At 70.6% G+C, this 19,461-nt stretch carries 22 protein-coding genes; 5 read left to right on the top strand and 17 right to left on the bottom strand.

What is annotated here, in order from left to right; translation table 11 throughout:
* Positions 1-197: 197 nt before the first annotated feature.
* The 16 genes from dprA to proS all read right to left on the bottom strand — a co-directional run bounded on the left by dprA (position 198) and on the right by proS (position 13,018).
* Entirely contained in the window at positions 198-1,358 is a 1,161-nt protein-coding gene (gene dprA, locus ACIPWY_RS23995; RefSeq protein ID WP_393705027.1) for a DNA-processing protein DprA, read from the bottom strand.
* Positions 1,355-2,974, bottom strand: coding sequence for a YifB family Mg chelatase-like AAA ATPase (locus tag ACIPWY_RS23990; RefSeq protein WP_393705025.1), 1,620 nt, complete (start codon positions 2,972-2,974; stop codon positions 1,355-1,357). The genes dprA and ACIPWY_RS23990 overlap by 4 nt, the downstream gene beginning before the upstream one ends.
* Entirely contained in the window at positions 2,974-3,357 is a 384-nt protein-coding gene (locus ACIPWY_RS23985) for a YraN family protein (RefSeq protein WP_362904859.1), read from the bottom strand. The genes ACIPWY_RS23990 and ACIPWY_RS23985 overlap by 1 nt, the downstream gene beginning before the upstream one ends.
* A 149-nt stretch (positions 3,358-3,506) precedes the next feature.
* Positions 3,507-3,815, bottom strand: coding sequence for a DUF2469 domain-containing protein (locus ACIPWY_RS23980; RefSeq protein WP_003965949.1), 309 nt, complete (start codon positions 3,813-3,815; stop codon positions 3,507-3,509).
* Between the two features lie 55 nt (positions 3,816-3,870).
* On the bottom strand, positions 3,871-4,392 hold the full coding sequence (locus tag ACIPWY_RS23975) for an NUDIX hydrolase (RefSeq protein ID WP_393705023.1): 522 nt from the start codon (positions 4,390-4,392) through the stop codon (positions 3,871-3,873).
* A complete protein-coding gene (lepB, locus tag ACIPWY_RS23970) occupies positions 4,382-5,137 on the bottom strand; it encodes a signal peptidase I (protein WP_362904855.1) in 756 nt (251 codons plus the stop codon). The genes ACIPWY_RS23975 and lepB (ACIPWY_RS23970) overlap by 11 nt, the downstream gene beginning before the upstream one ends.
* A gap of 59 nt (positions 5,138-5,196) precedes the next feature.
* The gene (gene lepB / locus ACIPWY_RS23965) at positions 5,197-6,192 is read right to left on the bottom strand and encodes a signal peptidase I (protein WP_362904853.1); all 996 of its coding nucleotides are present in this window, start codon (positions 6,190-6,192) and stop codon (positions 5,197-5,199) included.
* Positions 6,080-7,165, bottom strand: coding sequence for a signal peptidase I (gene lepB / locus ACIPWY_RS23960; RefSeq protein WP_362904851.1), 1,086 nt, complete (start codon positions 7,163-7,165; stop codon positions 6,080-6,082). Before lepB (ACIPWY_RS23960) ends, lepB (ACIPWY_RS23965) begins: the two co-directional genes overlap by 113 nt.
* The gene (lepB, locus tag ACIPWY_RS23955; protein WP_393705020.1) at positions 7,158-7,856 is read right to left on the bottom strand and encodes a signal peptidase I; all 699 of its coding nucleotides are present in this window, start codon (positions 7,854-7,856) and stop codon (positions 7,158-7,160) included. Before lepB (ACIPWY_RS23955) ends, lepB (ACIPWY_RS23960) begins: the two co-directional genes overlap by 8 nt.
* Before the next feature lie 45 nt (positions 7,857-7,901).
* The gene (gene rplS / locus ACIPWY_RS23950; protein WP_054235359.1) at positions 7,902-8,252 is read right to left on the bottom strand and encodes a 50S ribosomal protein L19; all 351 of its coding nucleotides are present in this window, start codon (positions 8,250-8,252) and stop codon (positions 7,902-7,904) included.
* Between the two features lie 133 nt (positions 8,253-8,385).
* Positions 8,386-9,207, bottom strand: a complete 822-nt coding sequence (gene trmD, locus ACIPWY_RS23945) for a tRNA (guanosine(37)-N1)-methyltransferase TrmD (protein ID WP_356289685.1) — start codon at positions 9,205-9,207, stop codon at positions 8,386-8,388.
* Positions 9,207-9,809 (bottom strand): ribosome maturation factor RimM, encoded by a 603-nt coding sequence (rimM, locus tag ACIPWY_RS23940; protein WP_393705017.1) that lies wholly within the window; start codon positions 9,807-9,809, stop codon positions 9,207-9,209. The genes trmD and rimM overlap by 1 nt, the downstream gene beginning before the upstream one ends.
* A gap of 101 nt (positions 9,810-9,910) precedes the next feature.
* Positions 9,911-10,150, bottom strand: a complete 240-nt coding sequence (locus ACIPWY_RS23935; RefSeq protein WP_014176063.1) for an RNA-binding protein — start codon at positions 10,148-10,150, stop codon at positions 9,911-9,913.
* A 2-nt stretch (positions 10,151-10,152) separates the two neighbouring features.
* The gene (gene rpsP, locus ACIPWY_RS23930) at positions 10,153-10,593 is read right to left on the bottom strand and encodes a 30S ribosomal protein S16 (protein ID WP_127829943.1); all 441 of its coding nucleotides are present in this window, start codon (positions 10,591-10,593) and stop codon (positions 10,153-10,155) included.
* 244 nt (positions 10,594-10,837) lie between these two features.
* Positions 10,838-11,434 (bottom strand): hypothetical protein, encoded by a 597-nt coding sequence (locus ACIPWY_RS23925; protein WP_266559563.1) that lies wholly within the window; start codon positions 11,432-11,434, stop codon positions 10,838-10,840.
* Between the two features lie 168 nt (positions 11,435-11,602).
* Complete coding sequence (proS, locus tag ACIPWY_RS23920; RefSeq protein ID WP_393705014.1) at positions 11,603-13,018, bottom strand: proline--tRNA ligase; 1,416 nt, start codon at positions 13,016-13,018, stop codon at positions 11,603-11,605.
* A gap of 233 nt (positions 13,019-13,251) precedes the next feature.
* On the opposite strand from proS, the gene ACIPWY_RS23915 reads away from it, so the two are divergent.
* Entirely contained in the window at positions 13,252-14,115 is an 864-nt protein-coding gene (locus ACIPWY_RS23915; RefSeq protein WP_362904842.1) for an SAM-dependent methyltransferase, read from the top strand.
* Between the two features lie 6 nt (positions 14,116-14,121).
* Here ACIPWY_RS23915 and ftsH read toward each other — a convergent pair whose 3' ends face one another.
* Positions 14,122-16,149: an ATP-dependent zinc metalloprotease FtsH gene (gene ftsH, locus ACIPWY_RS23910; RefSeq protein ID WP_362904840.1), complete on the bottom strand. Its 2,028-nt coding sequence runs from the start codon at positions 16,147-16,149 to the stop codon at positions 14,122-14,124.
* A gap of 93 nt (positions 16,150-16,242) precedes the next feature.
* On the opposite strand from ftsH, the gene yhfZ reads away from it, so the two are divergent.
* From yhfZ to ACIPWY_RS23890, 4 genes are all read left to right on the top strand, one after another.
* Positions 16,243-17,187 carry a GntR family transcriptional regulator YhfZ gene (yhfZ, locus tag ACIPWY_RS23905; protein ID WP_362904838.1) on the top strand — a complete coding sequence of 315 codons (945 nt, stop codon included), beginning with the start codon at positions 16,243-16,245 and terminating at the stop codon, positions 17,185-17,187.
* Positions 17,188-17,278: 91 nt separating this feature from the next.
* A complete protein-coding gene (locus tag ACIPWY_RS23900; RefSeq protein ID WP_362904836.1) occupies positions 17,279-17,695 on the top strand; it encodes a PRD domain-containing protein in 417 nt (138 codons plus the stop codon).
* On the top strand, positions 17,692-18,048 hold the full coding sequence (locus ACIPWY_RS23895) for a DUF2620 domain-containing protein (protein WP_362904834.1): 357 nt from the start codon (positions 17,692-17,694) through the stop codon (positions 18,046-18,048). The genes ACIPWY_RS23900 and ACIPWY_RS23895 overlap by 4 nt, the downstream gene beginning before the upstream one ends.
* A 58-nt stretch (positions 18,049-18,106) precedes the next feature.
* Positions 18,107-19,447: a YhfT family protein gene (locus ACIPWY_RS23890; RefSeq protein ID WP_401534974.1), complete on the top strand. Its 1,341-nt coding sequence runs from the start codon at positions 18,107-18,109 to the stop codon at positions 19,445-19,447.
* The last annotated feature ends 14 nt before the right edge of the window (positions 19,448-19,461 follow it).

Genomic DNA, 19,461 nt, shown 5'->3' with positions numbered 1-19,461 from the left:
ACGAGCCGGAATCCTGGTGAGCGTAGCGTGACTGGAGTGTCGCAGTGCGCGAAGGCTATGGGATCGCACGTGCGCAGATACGTTCCGTTGGGCGACTTGCGGAGTCGCATCCGTCGCTGTACGTGACCGCGCGGAAACGCCGACGCCCCGTAACGCCAAGGGGTTCGGCCGTCATCCGGACGGCGCAACACCCTCCGTCACCGATCCTCTCCTTCCGGCAAGACAGGCTGCATCGCCTGGCGTGTCAACTGCCAGCCATCGCTGTGTCGTTCGACGAACCCCAGTGAGCGCAGTTCGTACAACCTCCCGATCGCTTCGTCGGCTCCGGTACCCGCTGCTCGGGCGATGTCCCCCGCCCCTACAGCCCTGCCGGCGGGCAGCACCGCCAGGACCGCCGCGGCACCCGGCGCGAGAAGGTCGTGCGGCAACACGGGGCCGCGCCGCACCGGCGCGAGCTCCCCCATGTCCCCGACCAGCTCCATGACTTCCGCCGCGTCGGTGACGAGAACCGCTTCCCCGCGCAGCAGTTCGTGCACCCCAGCGGAGCGAGTGCTCGTGACCGGCCCGGGAACCCCCATCGTGTGACGGCCCAGACGCTGCGCCCAACGCGCCGTACCGAGGGCGCCACTGCGGTAGGCGGCCTCCACCACGACGGTCCCCCGGGTGAGGGCGGCGATCACGCGGTTACGGAGGATGAATCTGCTCCGCGTCGGATGATCACCGGGTGGCAACTCCGCGATGACGAGCCCCTGTTCCGCGATCCGCTCGATCAACTGGACGTGACCACGCGGATAGGGCCGGTCGACCCCGCAGGCAAGGACCGCAACGGTGGCACCACTCGCGCCGAGGGTCCCGCGATGGGCAGCCGCGTCCACGCCGTACGCCCCGCCCGACACGACGACGCTGCCGCGCTCCGCGAGCCCCGCGCCGAGGCTCGCCGCCACCCGCGCCCCGTAGTCCGTGCAGGCCCGCGCCCCCACGACCCCGACGGACCGCAGCGCCCATATCCGCAGGGACGTCCGCCCCCGCACCCACAGGGCGACGGGGCGCGCGTCGCCGAGATCGTCCAGCTGGCACGGCCACTCGGCGTCCCCGGGACACACGATCCGCGCGCCCACAACCGCCGCCCGTTCCAGGTCACGCTCGGGCAGCACGCCGGCCGCCCTGGCCCGCAGCCCTGCCCAGCGGCCCTCGCTCACCCCGGGCAGCGGCTCCCCGTCCTCGACGATGCGTCGCACGACCTCCGCCGCCCCGAACTCCCGCAGCCACCGCCCCACCGTCTCGTCGCCGGGCTCGACGATCCTGGTGAGGGCCGCCCTGGCGAGCCGGATCCCGTCGGAGACCTCCGCCGTGCTCATGCCGGCCCCCCGGTGGTCATGGCCACACCGCGTGAGATCCCGGTGCGCAGCTGAAGGGCGAGCGCCACGTCCTGCGCGCGTGGCCGGTCGTGACCGCAGAGGTCGGCGACGGTCCAGGCCACCCGGAGCACGCGGTCGACGCCCCGGGCGGTCAGGAAGCCGCGCTCCAGATCGGTCTCGACCTCGTCCATGGCCCCCGGCGCCGCGGGCCACCGGGTGCGCAGCGCGTGTCCGGGCACCTCGCTGTTGGTCCGCCAGGGCGTGTCCGTCAGCCGTGCTGCGGCACGCTCCCGGGCGGCCCGCACGCGCTCGCGGACGACGCCGGTGGTCTCACCCTGTGCGCCGCTCCCGGTCAGCTCCGCGCGGGTGACGGGCTCCACGTCCACTCTGAGGTCGACCCGGTCGAGCAGTGGCCCGGAGAGGCGGGCCTGGTAGCGGCGGACCGCCGCCGGCGGGCACTCGCAGCCGGCGCCCCTGAGCGAGTGGTTGCCGCACGGACACGGGTTGGCGGCCAGGGCCATCAGGAAGCGGGCGGGCAGCCGCACCACCCCGGCGCTGCGGGCGATGACCACGTGGCCCGACTCCAGCGGCTGGCGCAGCGCGTCGAGTGCCTGGCCGCTGAATTCCGGCGCCTCGTCCAGAAAGAGCACTCCTCTGTGGGACAACGACACGGCGCCCGGCCGCGGGATGCCCTGTCCGCCGCCGACGAGCGACTGCATCGTCGCCGAGTGGTGGGGCGCGCAGTAGGGAGCGGCGTCGACCAGCGGCTTGCCCGGCGGCAGCATGCCCGCCACCGAGTGGATGGCCGTCACTTCGAGGGCTTCCTCACGGGTGAGCGGCGGCATGACCAGCGGCAGCCTCTCGGCGAGCATGGTCTTTCCGGCGCCGGGCGGTCCCTGGAGAAGGACGTGGTGGGCCCCGGCGGCGGCGACCTCGATCGCCGTGCGTGCGGCGCGCTGGCCGACGACATCGGCCAGATCGAGGATGTGCGCGTCGTGCGGCATCCCGGCGAGGCCCACACCGAGGCCCTGGCCCGGGATGCTCAGGCCCGCGAGCATCGAGTCGGGGCGTCCGGCCTCGTCGGGCGGCTCGTCCGGGACCGGCTCGTCCGTGAGGACGGCGATGAGCTGGCGCAGGCTCCGTACACCGAGGACGGAGATGCCCGGGACGAGCGCGGCCTCGCCGGCCGAGCACTCCGGGACCACGACCTGCTCGTAGCCCGCGTCGGCGGCGGCGAGGACGGCCGGGAGCACCCCGCGAACGGGGCGGACCCGGCCGTCGAGACCCAGCTCGCCGATCATCACGACATCGGAGAGGACCCGCGGGTCGATGCGCTCGGCAGCGCCCAGCACGGCGCTCGCGATGGCCAGGTCGAATCCGCTGCCGCTCTTGGGTACGGACGCCGGGCTGAGCCCCACGGTGAGTTTCTTCTGGGGCCACTCCCCGCCGGAGTTGACGACTGCCGCCCTGACCCGGTCCCGGCTCTCCGACAGGCTCTTGTCGGGCAGCCCGACCAGCGTGAAGGCGGCGACCCCGGGCTCCAGATCGGCCTGGACCTCGACGACCACCCCCTCGACGCCGACGAGGGCAACGGAACATGTGCGCGCGAACCCCATCAGGCCACGCCCCGGGCGTGCTCGACGACGGGAGCGCCGCGCTCCGGCAGCAGGACCCCGATCAGATCGATGCGTACGCCGCCGGGTGGCGCTCCCCCGTGTTCCTGCGCCCAGCGCTCCGCGAGGTCGCGCAGCCGCTGGGCCTTGACGGGCGTGACCGCCGCCATCGGGTGCTCGAAGGACCCGGCGCGGCCGCCCGCCCTGCGGGTCTTCACCTCGCAGACGACGAGCGCGTCGCCCTCCCGGGCGACGATGTCGATCTCACCGGTCCGGCCCGCGCGCCAGTTGCGCTCGATGACCGTCATTCCGGACTCGGCCAGCCGCCGAGCGGCCAGCTCCTCGCCGTACTTTCCCAGTGCGCTGCGTGCCTTGGACGCGTTCATGTCGGCACCACCTCCGACGCCCACGCTGAGGCATGGGCGCCGAAGGAGTGGATCTTGGTGAACTACTCACAGGTTGTGGACAACCCGACCACCCAATCCAGCGAACTCACCCGCCGAGCGGCTCCGGCTCACCCGCCCAGAAGCCCGGCTCACCCTCCCGGCAACTCCAGATCGCTCTTGTTCAGCTCCTCGATATTCACGTCCTTGAACGTGAGCACCCGGACCTGCTTCACGAACCGTGCGGGCCTGTACATGTCCCACACCCAGGCATCCGCCATGGATACCTCGAAGAAAACCTCACCCTGGACCGAGTGCACCTGCATCTCGTAGTCGTTGGTGAGGTAGAAGCGCCGTTCGGTCTCGATCACGTATTTGAACAGACCGACGACGTCGCGGTACTCCCGGTAGAGCTTCAGCTCCATCTCGGTCTCGTACTTCTCGAGGTCCTCGGCGCTCATGGCATGTTCCCCTTCAGCCGTGCGTCCCCCTATTGTGCGTCAGCCCCGTGGGCCTCTAGACGATTTCCGTGTCGAGGACTTCAGGGTGGCTCGGGGGACCCTCGTCGAGCAGCCGTTCCAGCAGCCCGGCGAGCCTGGTCGGATACACCGTCTCATGTGCCTCGGTCAGTTCCCGGCACGTCCACCAACGTGCTCCGGCGACGCTGCGCCGTTCCAGCTCGGTCAGGCCTGCCCCGGCGATCTCCGACCCGGCCACCGCAGCGGTCGTACGGCCCAGGAAGTACCACTCGTCCTGGTCCCAGCGCCGACCGTCGAACGGGAAGGAGCAGGTGCGCCGCCACAGGACCGGGCCGAGCTCGACATCCGTGATGCCCGTCTCCTCCGCGAGCTCGCGCAGCGCGGCCTCCTCACGGGTCTCGTCGCCCTCCAGGCCGCCGCCCGGGGTGAACCACCAGTCGTCGGCGGTGTCCCCCGGCTCGTGCCCGTGCAGCAGCAGAATGCGGTCGTCGGGGTCGAGCAGCACGACCCGTGCGACCTTCCGCAGCTCCCGGTCGGCACCGGACGGCTCAGCCCGCAAGGGCACGCTCCCCCGCCGACGCGCGCGACCGGCCGCGCCCCTTGCTCGCGCGCTTGGCGATCGGCCCGTACGCGGCACCGCCGAGCACCAGCACGGCGCCCGCGACCACGGCGGCCAGGACCAGCTTCAGGGGACCCGGCTGGGAGAGCCCGCCCGGCAGCGCCTCGAAGCCGGTGGGCCGCGCGAGCATCCCGTTCATCGGCCAGGCCACGGCGTCGACTCGGGCCGCAACGGCGCTGCGCGGCACCGTTCCGTGGCTGGAGTCGCCGATGTGGACGCTGGAGTCGAGGGAGCCGCTGCGCTCGTCGCCGAGCAGGAAGAGGCGGCCCTCGGGAACCGTGGTGGTGGGAATACCTGTGGCCGAGGGGCCCTGCCCCTTGGGGAGATACGGTTCGGCAATCTTCTTGCCGTTGACGGTCAGCTTGCCGGCCTCGCAGCAGGCGATCTTGTCACCGCCGATGCCGACGACTCGCTTGACCATGGGCATGTCGCCCCACGCCGACTCCGTGAAGACGACGACGTCGCCGCGCTTGACTTCGCTGCCGTCGATGCGCTGCGCGAGGACCCGGTCGCCCGCGCCGATCGTCGGCGTCATCGACTCGGTGGGCACGGTGTACGGCTGGTACACGATGGCGCCCCACACGAACCCGCCCAGGAACAGCACACAGCCGAGGGCCACGGCCAACCCCGACAGCGTGCTGCCGAGCCGACCATGGCCCTCGTCCGTACGACGTGTCCTGCTCATCCCAGTTGCTCCCCGCCTCGGAGATTCGCCGCGGAAGATCGGCGATCTGGGACGGCACCCTACCCGGCGGTGTTCGACTCAGAAACCCGGGTGTTCCCCTGGGTAAGCCGACGCCTGCGCCACAGTACGAGCGGCGCGGCGCCCGCGAGCCCGAGCGCGCCCGGGGCCGCTCCCAGCGCGCCGCTGATGCCCGGCTGGTCGAAGGTGTCCGGCACCGGCAGCGTCGTCCAGCGGGTGGGCGGCCAGGCGACCACGATCGCGCGGCCCACGACGTTGTCCACGGGGACGAAGCCCTGGTTGCTGTCCTGCTGGTGGTACCGGGAGTCCATGGAGTCCTGACGGTGGTCACCCATGACCCAAACTTTGCCAATGGGTACGGTGACCTTGAACTTGCCGCCCACATTGTCGTCGCTGCACGGGGTGTTCCCCGGGTAGACGTAGGGCTCGTCGAGCGCCAGGCCGTTGACCTTGAGCGGTCCCGTCCCGTTGCACTCGATGGTGTCGCCGCCGACGCCGATGACGCGCTTGATGAGGTCCTTCTCGTTCGTGGACGGCATGAGGCCGATCCAGCCGAGGACGCGCTGCACCGGATTCGGCTCGGCCGTCGGCTCGTCCTTCAGCCAGCCGTCCGGGTCGTGGAAGACGATGACCTCGCCGCGCTCGGGCTCGGAGCCGAACCACGGCGTCAGCTTGTCGACGAGCACGCGGTCGCCGATCTGCAGGGTGTTCTCCATCGACGCAGACGGAATCGAGAACGCCTGCACCAGGAACGTCTTGATCACCAGCGCCAGGACCAGCGCGATGACGATGAGGAGCGGAAGCTCCTTCCAGAAGGAGCGGGGCTTCTTCGCCCCCCGGCCGCCTGTCGTGCCGCCGTCACCGGGGCCGTCGCCAGAGCCGTCGTCGCCCCGTCCACCACCGTGCCCGTCGCCGTTCACGGCGTCACTCTCGAGGTTCACGGCGCCCGTCGCGGCCGCTGCCGCTCCGTCGTCGGATCGCCCGGGCTGCTCGTCGGGCCCCTGCCCTGACCGTGCGCCGACCGCCAAGTCCCCCACATCCACTCCTCACTCCGTGCCGCCGCCTGTCGTCCCATACGCGATGCAGGCCCACCACTCCCATAACGAGCGGGAGTTCCGCAGGGCTCGGGAGAGGGATCATTCCGTTCAGATCCTCGGAGGCCACCCTATGCGACGGTCGCGCGGCTGCGGCCGAACTGCTCTGCGCGGCGGCCACCGTTGCGAAGGTGTCCGGCTCCGGAAGCGTGGTCCAGTGACCGACCGGCCAGGCGATGACGCGGGCGCGGCCGACGACCGACTCCTCCGAGACGGTGCCGCTGAACGCCTCGGTGCGGTGGAAGCGCGAGTCGGCCGAGTTCGAGCGGTGGTCGCCCATCACGAACAGGCGCCCCTTGGGCACCTTGACCTCGAATTCGAACTTCGACGGCACGTCTCCCGGGTGGATGTACGGCTCGTTCAGGGGCGTCCCGTTGACCGTCATCCGGCCTTGCTTGTCGCAGCACTTGACGGTGTCTCCGCCGACCGCGACGACCCTCTTGATGAGGTCGCGTTCGTCGTCGGAGGGCAACAGGCCGATCCAGGTGAGACCTTCCTTCACCTGCTTGACGCCGACCGGCGCGTCCTTCTTCGCGCCTTGTTCCTGTTCCAGCCACTTGCCGGGGTCCTTGAAGACGACGACGTCGCCTCGGTGCGGCTTCGCGCCGAACCACGGGGTGAGCTTGTCGACCAGGACCCGGTCGCCGATCCTGATCGTCTGCTCCATGGAGCCGGACGGGATCACGAAGGCCTGGACGAGGAACGTCTTCAGGACGAGCGCGATCAGCAGCGCCACGCCTATGAGGAGCGGGATCTCCTTGATCGCGGAGCGCCGTCGGCGTCGCTTCACCTTGCGCGCCAGCTTGCGCCGCTCGGCACGGCCCGGCGGCGGCGGGCTGCCGGCGCGGCGCGTCCCGGTGGGCAGGCGGGTGTCGCCGCCGCCCCTGCGGGAGTGGGAGCGTCCGCGGTTACCCATGGGGACCGCCGGGTGCCGGCACGCGCGCGTAGACGTCGTTACGGGACAGGGAGCCCCAGTGGCCCGTCGGCCAGGCGATCCACTGGGCCCTGCCGATCACTTCGCCCACGGGGACCATGCCGCCGCCGGGCGCGCCCAGGTAGTCGCGGGAGTCCCGGGAGTCGCCCCGGTGGTCTCCGAGCAGGAAGAGGGTGCCGTCGGGCACGACGAGGTCGAAGGGAACCTTCGAGGGGGTGTTGCCGGAGTACAGGAACGCGCTCTCGTCCACCGGTTCGCCGTTCACCCCGATCCTCCCCTTGCTGTCGCAGCAGACCACATGGTCTCCCCCCACACCCACGACCCGCTTGATGTAGTCGGCGTCGCCGAAGTACCCGGTCCCGTCGAAGACCACGACGTCGCCCCGCTGCGGCTCGGCACCGAAACGGTACGCCAACTTGTTTACGAGAACGCGGTCCCCGACCCTCAATCCGGGCTCCATGGAACCGCTGGGGATCTGGAAGGGCTGCATCACGAAGATGCTCAGCAGGAGCAGCGACACGAGGCAGAACAGCGCGGACAGGGTCAGGCGGCCACCGGGAAGCCAGGACGCGGCCCACGGGACAAACGCGAAACGCGACCGCTCCTCCTCGCCCTCGTGTACGGAGGGGTGGGAGACGCGATCGCGTTCCGTTGTCTGTGCTTCGGTGTCCATCGAGGCCAGATGCTATCCGGCCTCGCTATGACCCCGTGCGCGCGCTCAGTTGTCGCGCTTCTCCTTGATCTTCGCGGCCTTGCCGCGCAGGTCGCGCAGGTAGTAGAGCTTCGCGCGACGCACGTCACCGCGGGTGACGAGCTCGATCTTCTCGACGATCGGGGTGTGCACCGGGAACGTGCGCTCGACGCCGACGGAGAAGGAGACCTTGCGGACCGTGAAGGTCTCGCGGACACCGGCGCCCTGGCGGCGGATGACTACGCCCTTGAACTGCTGCACACGGGAGCGGTTGCCCTCGATGACGCGGACGTGGACGTTGACGGTGTCACCCGGGCGGAAGGCCGGGATGTCGCTGCGCAGCGACGCGCTGTCGACGGAGTCGAGCAGGTGAGACATGATCGTCTGCTTTCTTCACCGATGCCACAGGTCATCGGCGGGAGTGTTCGAAATGAGGATTCGGTAGCTGATCGCGTCGGGCGGGCGTCGTTCCCCCTGTGGCAGGGGCGCACGCTGGACGTACAGCAGCGGCCTATTCTTCCACGGCTTCGGGGTCTCGCCCAAATCGGCCGTCGGGGCCCGGCCGCCACCCCAGGATGGAGAGCATCTCGCGGTCCTTCTTGTCGAAGGCCGAGGGGTCGCAACGCTCCACGAGATCGGGCCTGTTGCGGGTGGTGCGCCGCAGCGCCTCGTCCCTGCGCCAGCGCGCGATCTTGCCGTGGTGGCCACTGAGCAGCACGTCCGGGATGCCCTGTCCGCGCCACTCGGGGGGCTTGGTGTAGACGGGCCCTTCGAGGAGGTTGGCCATGGCGCCGGGCGCGAAGGAGTCGTCCCGGTGGGACTCGGCGTTGCCGAGGACTCCGGGCAGCAGCCGCGCGACGGCCTCGGTGACGACAAGTACGGCGGCCTCTCCGCCGGCCAGCACGTAGTCCCCGATGGAGACCTCGTAGACCGGCATCCGGGTCGCGTACTCGTCGATGACGCGGCGGTCGATGCCCTCGTAGCGCGCGGGCGTGAAGACCAGCCAGGGGCGCTCGGAGAGCTCGACGGCGAGCTCCTGGGTGAAGGGGCGCCCGCTGGGCGTGGGGACGACGAGGGCGGGGCCGTGGGACCCGGTCTCGTAGCCGTCGGCGAGCACGTCGTCGAGGGCGTCGCCCCAGGGGCCGGTCTTCATGACCATGCCGGGGCCGCCGCCGTAGGGGGTGTCGTCGACCGTGTTGTGCCGGTCGTACGTCCACTCCCTCAGGTCGTGCACCCGTACGTCGAGCTGCCCGCGCGCGCGGGCCTTGCCGACGAGCGAGACGTTCAGCGGATCGAGGTACTCGGGGAAGATCGTGACGACGTCGAGCCGCATCAGGCGCCGCCCGCCTCGGAGCCCTTGCCTGCGGCCTCGCCGGAGCCCGTGCCGGAGTCCTCGCCGTCGTCCCGGCTGGAGACGATCTCGGCGCGGTCGTCGATGAGACCGGGCGGCGGGTCGATGATCGCCCGCTGCTCCTCGAGGTCGATCTCGGTGACGATCTCCTCGACGAAGGGGATCATCACCTCGCTGCCGTCGGGGCGCTCCACGATGAACAGGTCCTGCGAGGGCAGGTGCGAGATCTCGGTGATCCGGCCGACCTCGACGCCGTCCTTGGTGACCACGTCCAGGTCCATCAGCTGGTGGTCGTAGAACTCGTCCTCGTCCTCCGGCAGCTCCTCCGGGTCGACCTCGGCGATCAGGAGCGTGTTGCGCAGCGCCTCGGCGGCCGTACGGTCGCGTACGCCCTCGAAACGCAGCAGGAGGCGGCCGCTGTGCACGCGGCCGGTCTCGATCGTCAGCGGCCCCGTGGAGGCGGGGTCGGTGGCGAGCACGGCACCGGGGCCGAGCCGCAGCTCGGGCTCGTCGGTGCGTACCTCGACGGTGACCTCGCCCTTGATGCCGTGGGCGCGGCCGATGCGCGCGACTACCAGCTGCACGTCAACAACTCTCCTGTCATACGGCCACGGGCCGGGGACGGCCCTGAGGCCCTCCCCGGCCCGAGCCGGTGCTTCATTTATCGCCGAACCGTTGGTCCGGTTCAGCGAACCTGGTCCACGTCGACGAGGTCGACGCGGACACCGCGGCCGCCGATGGCGCCCACGACGGTACGCAGGGCGCGCGCGGTGCGGCCGTTACGGCCGATCACCTTGCCGAGGTCGTCGGGGTGAACCCGAACCTCGAGAACGCGCCCACGGCGCAGGTTGCGCGAGGCGACCTGCACATCGTCGGGGTTGTCGACGATGCCCTTCACGAGGTGCTCAAGAGCCTCCTCGAGCATGCTCAGGCCTCGGTGGACTCGGTGGACTCAGCCGCCGGGGCCTCGTCCGCCTTCTTGTCAGCCTTCTTGGCCTTCGGGGTGATGGCCTCGCCCTTGGCGTCGTCGCCCTCGAGACCCTTGGTGAAGGCCTCGAACGCGGCGCGCTTGTCCTTGGGCTCCGCGACGAGCAGCGGCGCGGGGGCCGGCAGGCCCTTGTGCTTCTGCCAGTCACCGGTGAGCTTCAGGATGGCCATGACCGGCTCGGTCGGCTGGGCGCCGACGGACAGCCAGTACTGGGCACGCTCCGAGTTGACCTCGATGCGCGAGGGGTTCTGCACCGGGTGGTACAGGCCGATCTCCTCGATGGCCCGGCCGTCACGGCGGGTACGGGAGTCGGCGACGACGATGCGGTAGTGAGGCGAACGGATCTTGCCCAGACGCTTCAGCTTGATCTTGACTGCCACTGGAGTGGTGTCTCCTGGTCTTGACGTGGTTGGGCACAACGGGATGCCACGTGGGGTTGCGGTACTCGGAGTGCCCGATGGACGCGTCAGCCGGAGGCGAGAGGGTTCCTATGCGGCTGTCGAGTACAGCTAGCCATTGTGCCATACGCCGGCGGGGCGGCCGAATCCTCCCCCAAGCTCCGAAAGAGCAGGGAACGGGCGCCCCGCAGCAGGTCGCGCACCCTCACGGGAGATCAGCCGGAGATCACCCGACGCCCGCGCCGACAGCCTCCGGGATGCGGAACGGCTTGCCGCAGCCGCCGCAGACGATCGGGGCCTGGGCGAGGACCGAGGGCACCACGCGCACATTGCGCCCGCAGTCGCAGACCGCCTTGACGCGGACGCCGCCCCCGGAGGAGCCGTGCCGCGCGGCAGGGCCGCGGAAGCTGCGCTTGGTGTCCGCGGCCGTGGCCACGGTGTGCGCCTTGAGGGCGCTCTTGAGCCGCTCGATCGTCGGCCGGTAACGCTGCTTCGCCTCGGGGTTGAGCGTCACCAGCGAGAAGCCACTGCTGGGGTGCGGCTCCTCGGGGTGGTCGAGGCCCAGCTCTTCGGCGATGGCGAGGAATCTGCGGTTGTGGTACCGGCCGGCGCGGGAAGTGTCGCGTACTCCGCGGGCGGCGGCGATGCCATGGACTGCCTCATGGAGGAGTCGCTCGAAGGAGAGCTCGTGTCCGCAGGCGGACGACGACTCCCCGATCAGGGATTCGGGCGCGGCTAGATCTGGCAGCTCGGGGTGGTGCCGCTGAATATCGGCCCACGCCTGTGCCAGCTCTGCGGCGAGAACAGGTGGTGTCGTGCTCACGTCGTGACAACGAGCCGGGATGCCTCTGTGTTCCGATTCCGGGGCATCCCAAATAATTTGCACGTACCAGTCAGTTGCCGCTGATGCGTCCGGACGAGGGCGGGTGCGCTGATCTGCGGAGAAGCCGCACAGCTCACACCAAGGTGGTGCGTAGGCGTACGTACGCCCTCAGTACGCGCGTGCCACCACGGCGACGTTACCCGGAGCGTCGTCCGCGTCCGGCACCGCCCCGTCCTCGGTGACCAGACACCGTACGGAGACGGAGTGCTCGGCCAGTTCGGCCTCGCCCGCCGCGCCGAGGGTGGCCCACGGGATGCGGGCCCAGCCGCCCGACGTGGCGGCCTCGACGGCCTCGTCGACCGTCGTCACATCCGTCGTACGGGACTCGCGACGCTCGCGGGCCTGCTTCAGGAGCAGGGCCTGGTCCTCCTCCAGGACAGTGGGCAGCAGCGCGGCGAGCGCCTCGACGGCGACCGGCTCCTTGCCGCCCGGGATGCGCCTGGCCAGCATCGCCGTGCCGTTCTCCAGGTCGCGCGGGCCGATCTCGACGCGTACGGGCACGCCCTTGAGTTCCCAGTCGACGGCTCGGCGGCCGAACGGGGTGTCCGTACGGTCGTCGACGTGGACCCGGATGCCGGCCGCCCTGAGGGCGTCGCCGATCTCGTGGACCTTGGCCAGAACCGCGTCGTCCCCCTTGATGGCGAGCACCACGACCTGGGTGGGGGCGAGCCGGGGCGGGATCCGCAGGCCGTTGTCGTCGCCGTGCATCATCACGAGGGCGCCGATCATGCGGGTGGTCGAGCCCCAGGAGGTCTGCCAGACCAGCTCCTGCTTGCCTTCCCTGGACAGGTACTGGGTGTGGAAGGCCCTGGCGAAGTTCTGGCCGAGTTCGTGGCTGGTGCCCATCTGGAGGGCCTTGCCGTCGCCCATCATGCCTTCGAGCGTGAGGGTGTTGATGGCGCCGGCGAAGCGCTCCTGGGCGGTCTTGCGGCCGAGGACGACGTCCATCGCGAGGACGTCCCGCATGAAGTCCGCGTACACGTGCCGGTGGATGCGGGCCGCGAAGTCGCGGGCCTCCTCGTACGTGGCGTGTGCGGTGTGGCCCTCCTGCCAGAGGAACTCCGTGGTCCGCAGGAAGAGGCGGGGCCGCAGCTCCCAGCGCACCACGTTCGCCCACTGGTTGATGAGCAGGGGCAGGTCGCGGTAGCTCTGCACCCACTTCGCGAAGTACTCGTTGACGATCATCTCGGAGGTGGGGCGGACGACGGCGGGCTCCTCCAGCTCCTTGCCGCCGCCGTGCGTGACCACGGCGAGTTCGGGCGCGAACCCCTCGACGTGCTCGGCCTCCTTGTGGAGGTAGGACTGCGGGATCAGGAGCGGGAAGTACGCGTTCTGGGTGCCCGTCTCCTTGATCCGGGCGTCCATGTCCTGCTGCATCCGTTCCCACAGGCCGTAGCCGTACGGTCGGATGACCATCGTGCCGCGCACTGGACCGTTGTCGGCCAGTTCGGCCTTGTTGACGATGTCCTGGTACCAGCGCGGAAAGTCCTCCGCCTGGGGCGTGAGCACGGGTGTCTTGGCCATGGCGCGCATGCTACGGCCCGATGACGCCCGGCTTGCAACGCAATTACCCCCGTACGGCCGTGCGCCGCAGGTCCGCGCGCGCCGGCCGCACGCCCTTCGGAACACCCCCTAGACGTGGCGACGGATGCGGAGTTCTCTGGCATACGGGGGAACTGCGAGCGCACATGTACGGGGCGGGATGAACCGCAGGAACACGCCACAGCAGCAACTCTCGGCGGATTGGGGCGCTTTCGATGACACCTACGCTCGTGCAGCGGCACCTCCCCCATGCGGGGCGCGTGCCCCACGTGGACCTGTGCGCACGCGCGCGTGACTGGGCGGAGATACAGGAACGGATGCTGGTCCCGCTCTACGAAGCGGTCTACGAACGACTGGAGGTCGGCCGGGCGGCCGGCACCCGGCTTCTCGGCCTCGGCTGCGGCTCGGGGCTCGCCCTTTTGATGGCGGCGTCGCGAGGCGCGGCGGTCACGGGCGTCGAAGCGGCCGAGCCCGAGCGGCTCGCACTGGCCAGAGAGCGTCTCCAGGGCGAGACGCGGGGCACACACGCGCGTGGCGACACGCGACTGACCGAAGGGGGTCCCGCGGACGCGGCACAGCCGGACGACCCGCCGTACAACCTGATCACCGCGTTCCAGCCGATCGGCTGCGTGGCGGGCGACTCCGACGGGCTGGGCGCGCTCCTGGAGTCGGCGTCGGCGTTCGCGGAGCGGGGCACTCCCGTGGTGCTGGCCGGATGGGGGCCGCCGGAGCGGTGCGCGACGTCGTCGGTCCTCAGGGTCGCGGCGAAGCTCGCCGATCCGCTGCGCAGCACGGGCAGTTGGCGGCCCGCGCTCCGCGACGACCTGGAGGAGGTCACGCACCGGGCCGGGCTGAGGCCGGACGGCTCGGGCCGGGTCGCCTGCCCGTTCGGCTACGCGGATGTGGACAGCGCCGTGCGCGGCCTGCTGTCGACGGGGCTCTTCGACGCGGCGATCGGCGCGACGGACCGGTCCCAGGTCGAGAAGGAGGTGACGGAGGCACTGCACCCGCATCAGCGGCGGGACGGGACGATATGGATGCCGAACGTGTTCCGCTACGTGATCGCGCGCACTCCATGACGGGCATCACCGGTCCGTCGCCGTCCCGGGGCCATCCGTGTCCTGCGCGTCCCGAGCGTCCAGAGAGTCCTGGCTCTCCTGCGCCTCCTCGCCCTTGGTGAGGCGGACGACGCCGGCGACGCGGTAGGCCTCCGCCTCGTCGAGGGTCTCGTTCACGAGGAGCGCCGCGGCCAGGGCGTCCAACTGGCCGCGGTGGTCTCGGAGTTTGGTGCAGGCCTCCTCGTAGCACTCGTCGACGATGCGGCGCATCTCGTGGTCGATGGTGTCGAGGGTGTGCGGCGCGGCGGAGAGCCCGTACGCCTGCTGGACGTCGCTCGGCAGGGCGGAGAGGCGGCCGATGCGGTCGCTCATGCCCCAGCGGGCGACCATTCCGCGCGCGATGTTGGTGACCTGTTCGAGGTCGTTCTCGGCGCCGGTGGTGACCACTCCGTATACGACGTGTTCGGCCGCCATGCCGCCGAGCGCGCCGATGATGCGGCCGCGCAGGTACTCCTCCGTGTAGGCGTATCGGTCGGCGTCGGGCGTGGAGAGGGTGACGCCGAGTGCGCGGCCGCGCGGCACGATGGTGATCTTGCGGACGGGGTCGGCGCCTGGCTGGAGCATGCCGAGCAGGGCGTGGCCGCTCTCGTGGTAGGCGGTGCGGCGGCGTTCCTCCTCCGGCATGACGAGGGGCCGTTCGGCGCCCAGTTGGACCTTTTCCAGGGCCTGGGAGAGGTCGGTCTGGGTGACGGTCTTCTGCTGGCGTTTGACGGCGAGGAGGGCGGCCTCGTTGGTGAGGTTGGCGAGGTCGGCGCCGGTCATGCCCGGGGTCGTGCGGGCGACCTGGAGCAGGTCCACGTCGGAGGCGAGCGGGATCTCCCGGGTGTGGATCTTGAGGATGGCCTCGCGGCCGCCGCGGTCGGGCGGGCTGACGGTCACGATGCGGTCGAAACGGCCGGGGCGGGTGAGGGCCGGATCGAGGACGTCGGCCCGGTTGGTGGCCGCGATGACGATGACGCCCTCGGATCCCGAGAAGCCGTCCATCTCGGTGAGGATCTGGTTGAGCGTCTGCTCGCGCTCGTCGTGGCCGCCCATGGCCGAGCCGCCGCCGCGGGCCCGGCCGATGGTGTCGATCTCGTCGATGAAGATGATCGAGGGTGCCACCTTGCGCGCCTCGGCGAAGAGTTCCCGTACGCGCGAGGCGCCGACCCCGACGATCATCTCGATGAACTCGGAGGCGGACGCGGAGAAGAACGGGACCCCGGCCTCGCCCGCGACGGCGCGGGCCAGGAGGGTCTTGCCGGTTCCCGGGGGGCCCGACAGGAGGACGCCGCGGGGCATCTTCGCGCCCATCTCGCGGTAGGCGTCGGGGTTCTTGAGGAAGTCGACGACGTCGTTGAGCTCTCCCTCGACCTCGTCGATGCCGGCGACGTCGGCGAACGTGGTCCGTTTGGTGCCGGGCTGCAGTTCGACCGGCTTGGGCGGCTGTTTGCGCCCGAGCATGCCGCCGCCCATCCCGCCGCCCATGCCCTGCCGCATCCGCCGCGCGATGAAGATCCACAGCACGACGAGCAGGAACATCGGGGCGAGCGAGAGGAGGAGGTTGGAGAGGAAGCTGCGCTCCTGGACGACCGGTGAGGCCGTCACGGTGACGTTGTGCTTCTCCAGGTTCGCCCAGAGGGCGTCGTCCGCGAAGGACGGCCGCTGCGTCTTGAACTTGGTGTAGTTCTTGCCCGCGCCGTCACTGCCGTCCGGGGTCGGCCGCTCCTTCTTCAGCTGGCCCTGGATCGCGTCGCCCTTGGAGTAGATCTTGGTGACGTTGTTGTCGGCGACCTGCTTGCTGAACTCGGTGTACGAGATAGTCGGCTCGCCGCCCTGGTTGAAGAACGACAGCACGAGGTTGGCGATGAGGTAGACGACCAGGGCGGTGAGGACGAGGCCGCCCCAGCCGCCCGGCATCTTCTTCCTGGGCGGCTTCGCGGGCTGCGGAGGCGGCGCCCCCTCGGAGCGCCACGGCTGGTCGGTCCGGTCGCGCGGGGGTACGGGGTTGGCCACGCCTGCTCTCCTCCTGCCGTCACACCTCCCGCCCATGACCGCACACATCCGGGACCCTTGCCAGTATCCAGAATCCTGGTTACTGTCCGGGCCGTGAACGGTTTCGACGAGCGCTTCCTCACGCGCAACGGCCTCGCGGCCCGCCGGCTCGCGGTCCTGCTGCTCAACCACGAGCCCGACACACGACTGCCCCGGGTCCGCGACTTCGCCGAGGAGCTGGGGTGCGGAAACGGCACGGTCCAGGCCGCCCTGCGGCTCCTGGAGGAGTCGGGCGCCATCGAGACGGCCGCGCGCGGCCACCTCGGCACCTTCCTGGTCCGCTCCGAGCGCTCCGTACTCTGGCGCCTCTCCGGCCTCGGCACCCTGCTCGCCGCGATGCCCCTCCCCTACTCCCGCCGCTACGAGGGCCTGGCCACCGGCCTGCGTGCCGCCTTCGAGGAGGCGGGCACCCCCTTCGCGATCACGTTCATGCGTGGCGCGGGCGCCCGGACCACGGCCCTGCTCGAAGGCAAGGCCGACCTCGTGGTGCTGTCGCGCTTCGCCGCCGACCGGCTGATCGAGGAGCACCCCGGCCGGATCGCACTCGTCGCCGATCTGGGCCCGGCCACGTACGTCGGAGCGCACGGGCTGCTGCTGCGCGAGGGCGCCTCGCTCGACGCACCCGGCCTGCGGGTCGCCGTGGACCCCACCTCGGAGGACCAGCGGATGCTCGCCGAGCGCGCGTTCGCCGGGCGCAGCGACATCGAGTGGGTCGAGTCCTCGTACATGCAGCTGCGGGACCTGTTCGCGCAGAAGCTGGCCGACGCCACCGTCTGGAACCTGGACGAGGTGCAGGGCCGGACGGGGATGGGCGGCGAGGTGCTGCCGCTGGACGACGAGGTCACCCGCGGTCTGTCCCTGCGCAACTCCAGCGCGGCGATCATCGGCAGGACCGAGGGCGCGAAGGCGCTCTCCGCCGTACGGGACGCGGTCGACCTGTCGACGGTGACGGCACTGCAGGCCGAGGTGCTGCGGGGCGAGCGCGTGCCGTCGTACTGAACCGGCCGGGCCGGGGCTCGGCCTGAACCGGCGGGGTGGGGCTCGGCGGATTCGTCCGCCCCCTTCCCGCCTGAACCCGGAAGGAGGTCCCATGGACGACCAACTCGCGCTCCGCATCAGGCTGTTCCGCGAGGGCGGCCAGGTCAGGCCCGAGGTCGCCGACTTCGTGAGCGCCGAACTCGCCGCCCTCGCGGCCCGCGGACACGAGGTCACCGAGCAGACCGCCGGCATGCTCACCAGCCATCTGATGATGGCGCTGACCCGGCTCGTCGGCGGGGAGCCGATCGAGCAGTTCCTGACCGACGAACAGGTCGCCGCGGAACTGGCCGGCCACCCCTGGGCCGTGGCCGGCGCCCGCGAGGTCGCCGCCCGCGCCTGCGAACAGCTCGGCGCCACGCTGCCCGACTCCGAGGTCAATTTCCTGGCCATGCATCTTGCGGTGCTGGCGGGACAGCCATCAACCGGACATCCATCACCCGACTCCCCACCCCCAAGGACCACCCCATGACAAAGATCCTCACCGGTGGCGTAGGCAAGGTCGAGGTCACCGGGACCGTCGAGGCGCTCGCTCTCGACGGCGTCGACATCGCCGTCTCCAACGACATGGACGCCGCGATGAAGCTCCGCGCGGGCCAGGCCGACTTCTACCTCGGCACCTGTCACACCGGCGCCGGCGCCTCTCTCGGCGTCCTCGTCGGGCTCATGGGGCAGTCGGCGTGCCACACCTTCGGGCGTTCCGTACCGACCGAGGACGAGGTCACTGCCCTGCTCGACCAGGGCAAGCAGGTCTTCGGCTTCTCCATGGACCAGATCGACGTCATCGCACCGCTGCTCGCCCGCGCCATCGCCGCACGCCCCTGATCACACCAGGCACCTCCGCCCCGGGCACGAAGGAGACCCCGTGAGCCCTGTGAGCCCCGTGAGCACCACACTCGCCGCCGGCGCGAACCTTGACTTCTCTCTGGCGCAGCAGCTGACCGTGATCGCCCTGTGCGCGCTGACCGCGTTCATCTCGCACATGGCGCTGGCCGTCTTCAACGACGGCGTACGCCCGTTCATGCTGGACTTCGTCCGGGGCCGGTCGACCCGCAGCGCCACCACCGCGGTCTCCTTCGGGCTCTCCGCCGGGTTCATCTTCGGGCTCGGCGCGCCCATGGCCCTGTCCACCGGGGTACTCAACCCATGGCTGCTGTTCCTGCCCACGGACATCCTCGGGCTGCTCGCGCCGAAGAAGTGGATCGCGCCGGTCCTGGGCGGTGCCTGGGGCGCCGTCGTCGTGTTCGGTCTGAACGGGGCGAACGACGTGGCTCACGACCTGCCGGTCGACTTCCTCACCGCGATGCAGCAGATGTCGACGCCGATCCTGTTCCTGTTCACGCTGTTCCCGGTACTGGCGATCACCAAGCAGTTCGGGCGCGTGTGGGGCGGCGTCGCGGGCGTCCTCGAACTGGCCCTGGTCGTGATGACGATGAAGATCTGGCCGAACATGTTCGCGGGCGCGCTCGCCATGGCGGTCGGTGTCCTGATGCTCATCGGCCTCGCCATCGCCAAGGACGTCCGCGAGCGCAAGGCCGAACGGGCCGAGGGCGGCGCCGTCGAGGAAGCGGCCCTCGCGGACGACCCGATGGCGTCGCTGTTCAGCGCGAGCGCGGCGAGACTGCGCACGTTCCTGCCGCTGTTCATGGTGCTCGGCGCGGGTGTCTGTGTGCTCGCGCAGATGCACATATTCGGCGGTGGTGAGGCCACCAGCTTCCTGATCGCGAAGGGGCACTACAGCGAGGCCGCCCAGGTGGACTTCTACCGGGTGTTCGGCTTCATCCCGCTGATCGCGACGACCGCGCTCGCTTCGGGGGCGTACGGCATCGCGGGCTTCACGCTCGTCTACCCCATCGGCTATCTGCTGCCGAACCCGTTCCTCGCGGCGATCGTCGGCGCGGCCGTCTTCGCCGTCGAGGTGCTCGCCCTCTCCTCCATCGGCAAGTTCCTCGGCAGGCTGCCGAGCGTGCGCGACTCGTCGGAGCATCTGCGCAGCGCCATCACCGACACGCTCCAGCTGGCGATCCTCTTCGGCTCGCTGATGGCGGCCAACGCCATGGGCGCCGGTCTCGGCATCCTCGTCGTCGGCGGGCTCTACCTGCTGAACGAGGCGATGGGCCGGCCGGTCGTACGGATGGCGGCCGCTCCCGCCGCGGTGATCGTCGGCGGCATCCTGCTCAACCTCCTGTACTGGCTCGACCTGTTCACGCCGATCAAGAGCTGACACCGGGTACGTAC

This window comes from Streptomyces sp. NPDC090032 (assembly GCF_044748025.1).
Taxonomy (GTDB): Bacteria; Actinomycetota; Actinomycetes; order Streptomycetales; family Streptomycetaceae; genus Streptomyces.
Note: the sequence above shows the minus strand (reverse complement) of the source record. Positions and strands in the feature narration are given on the sequence as shown.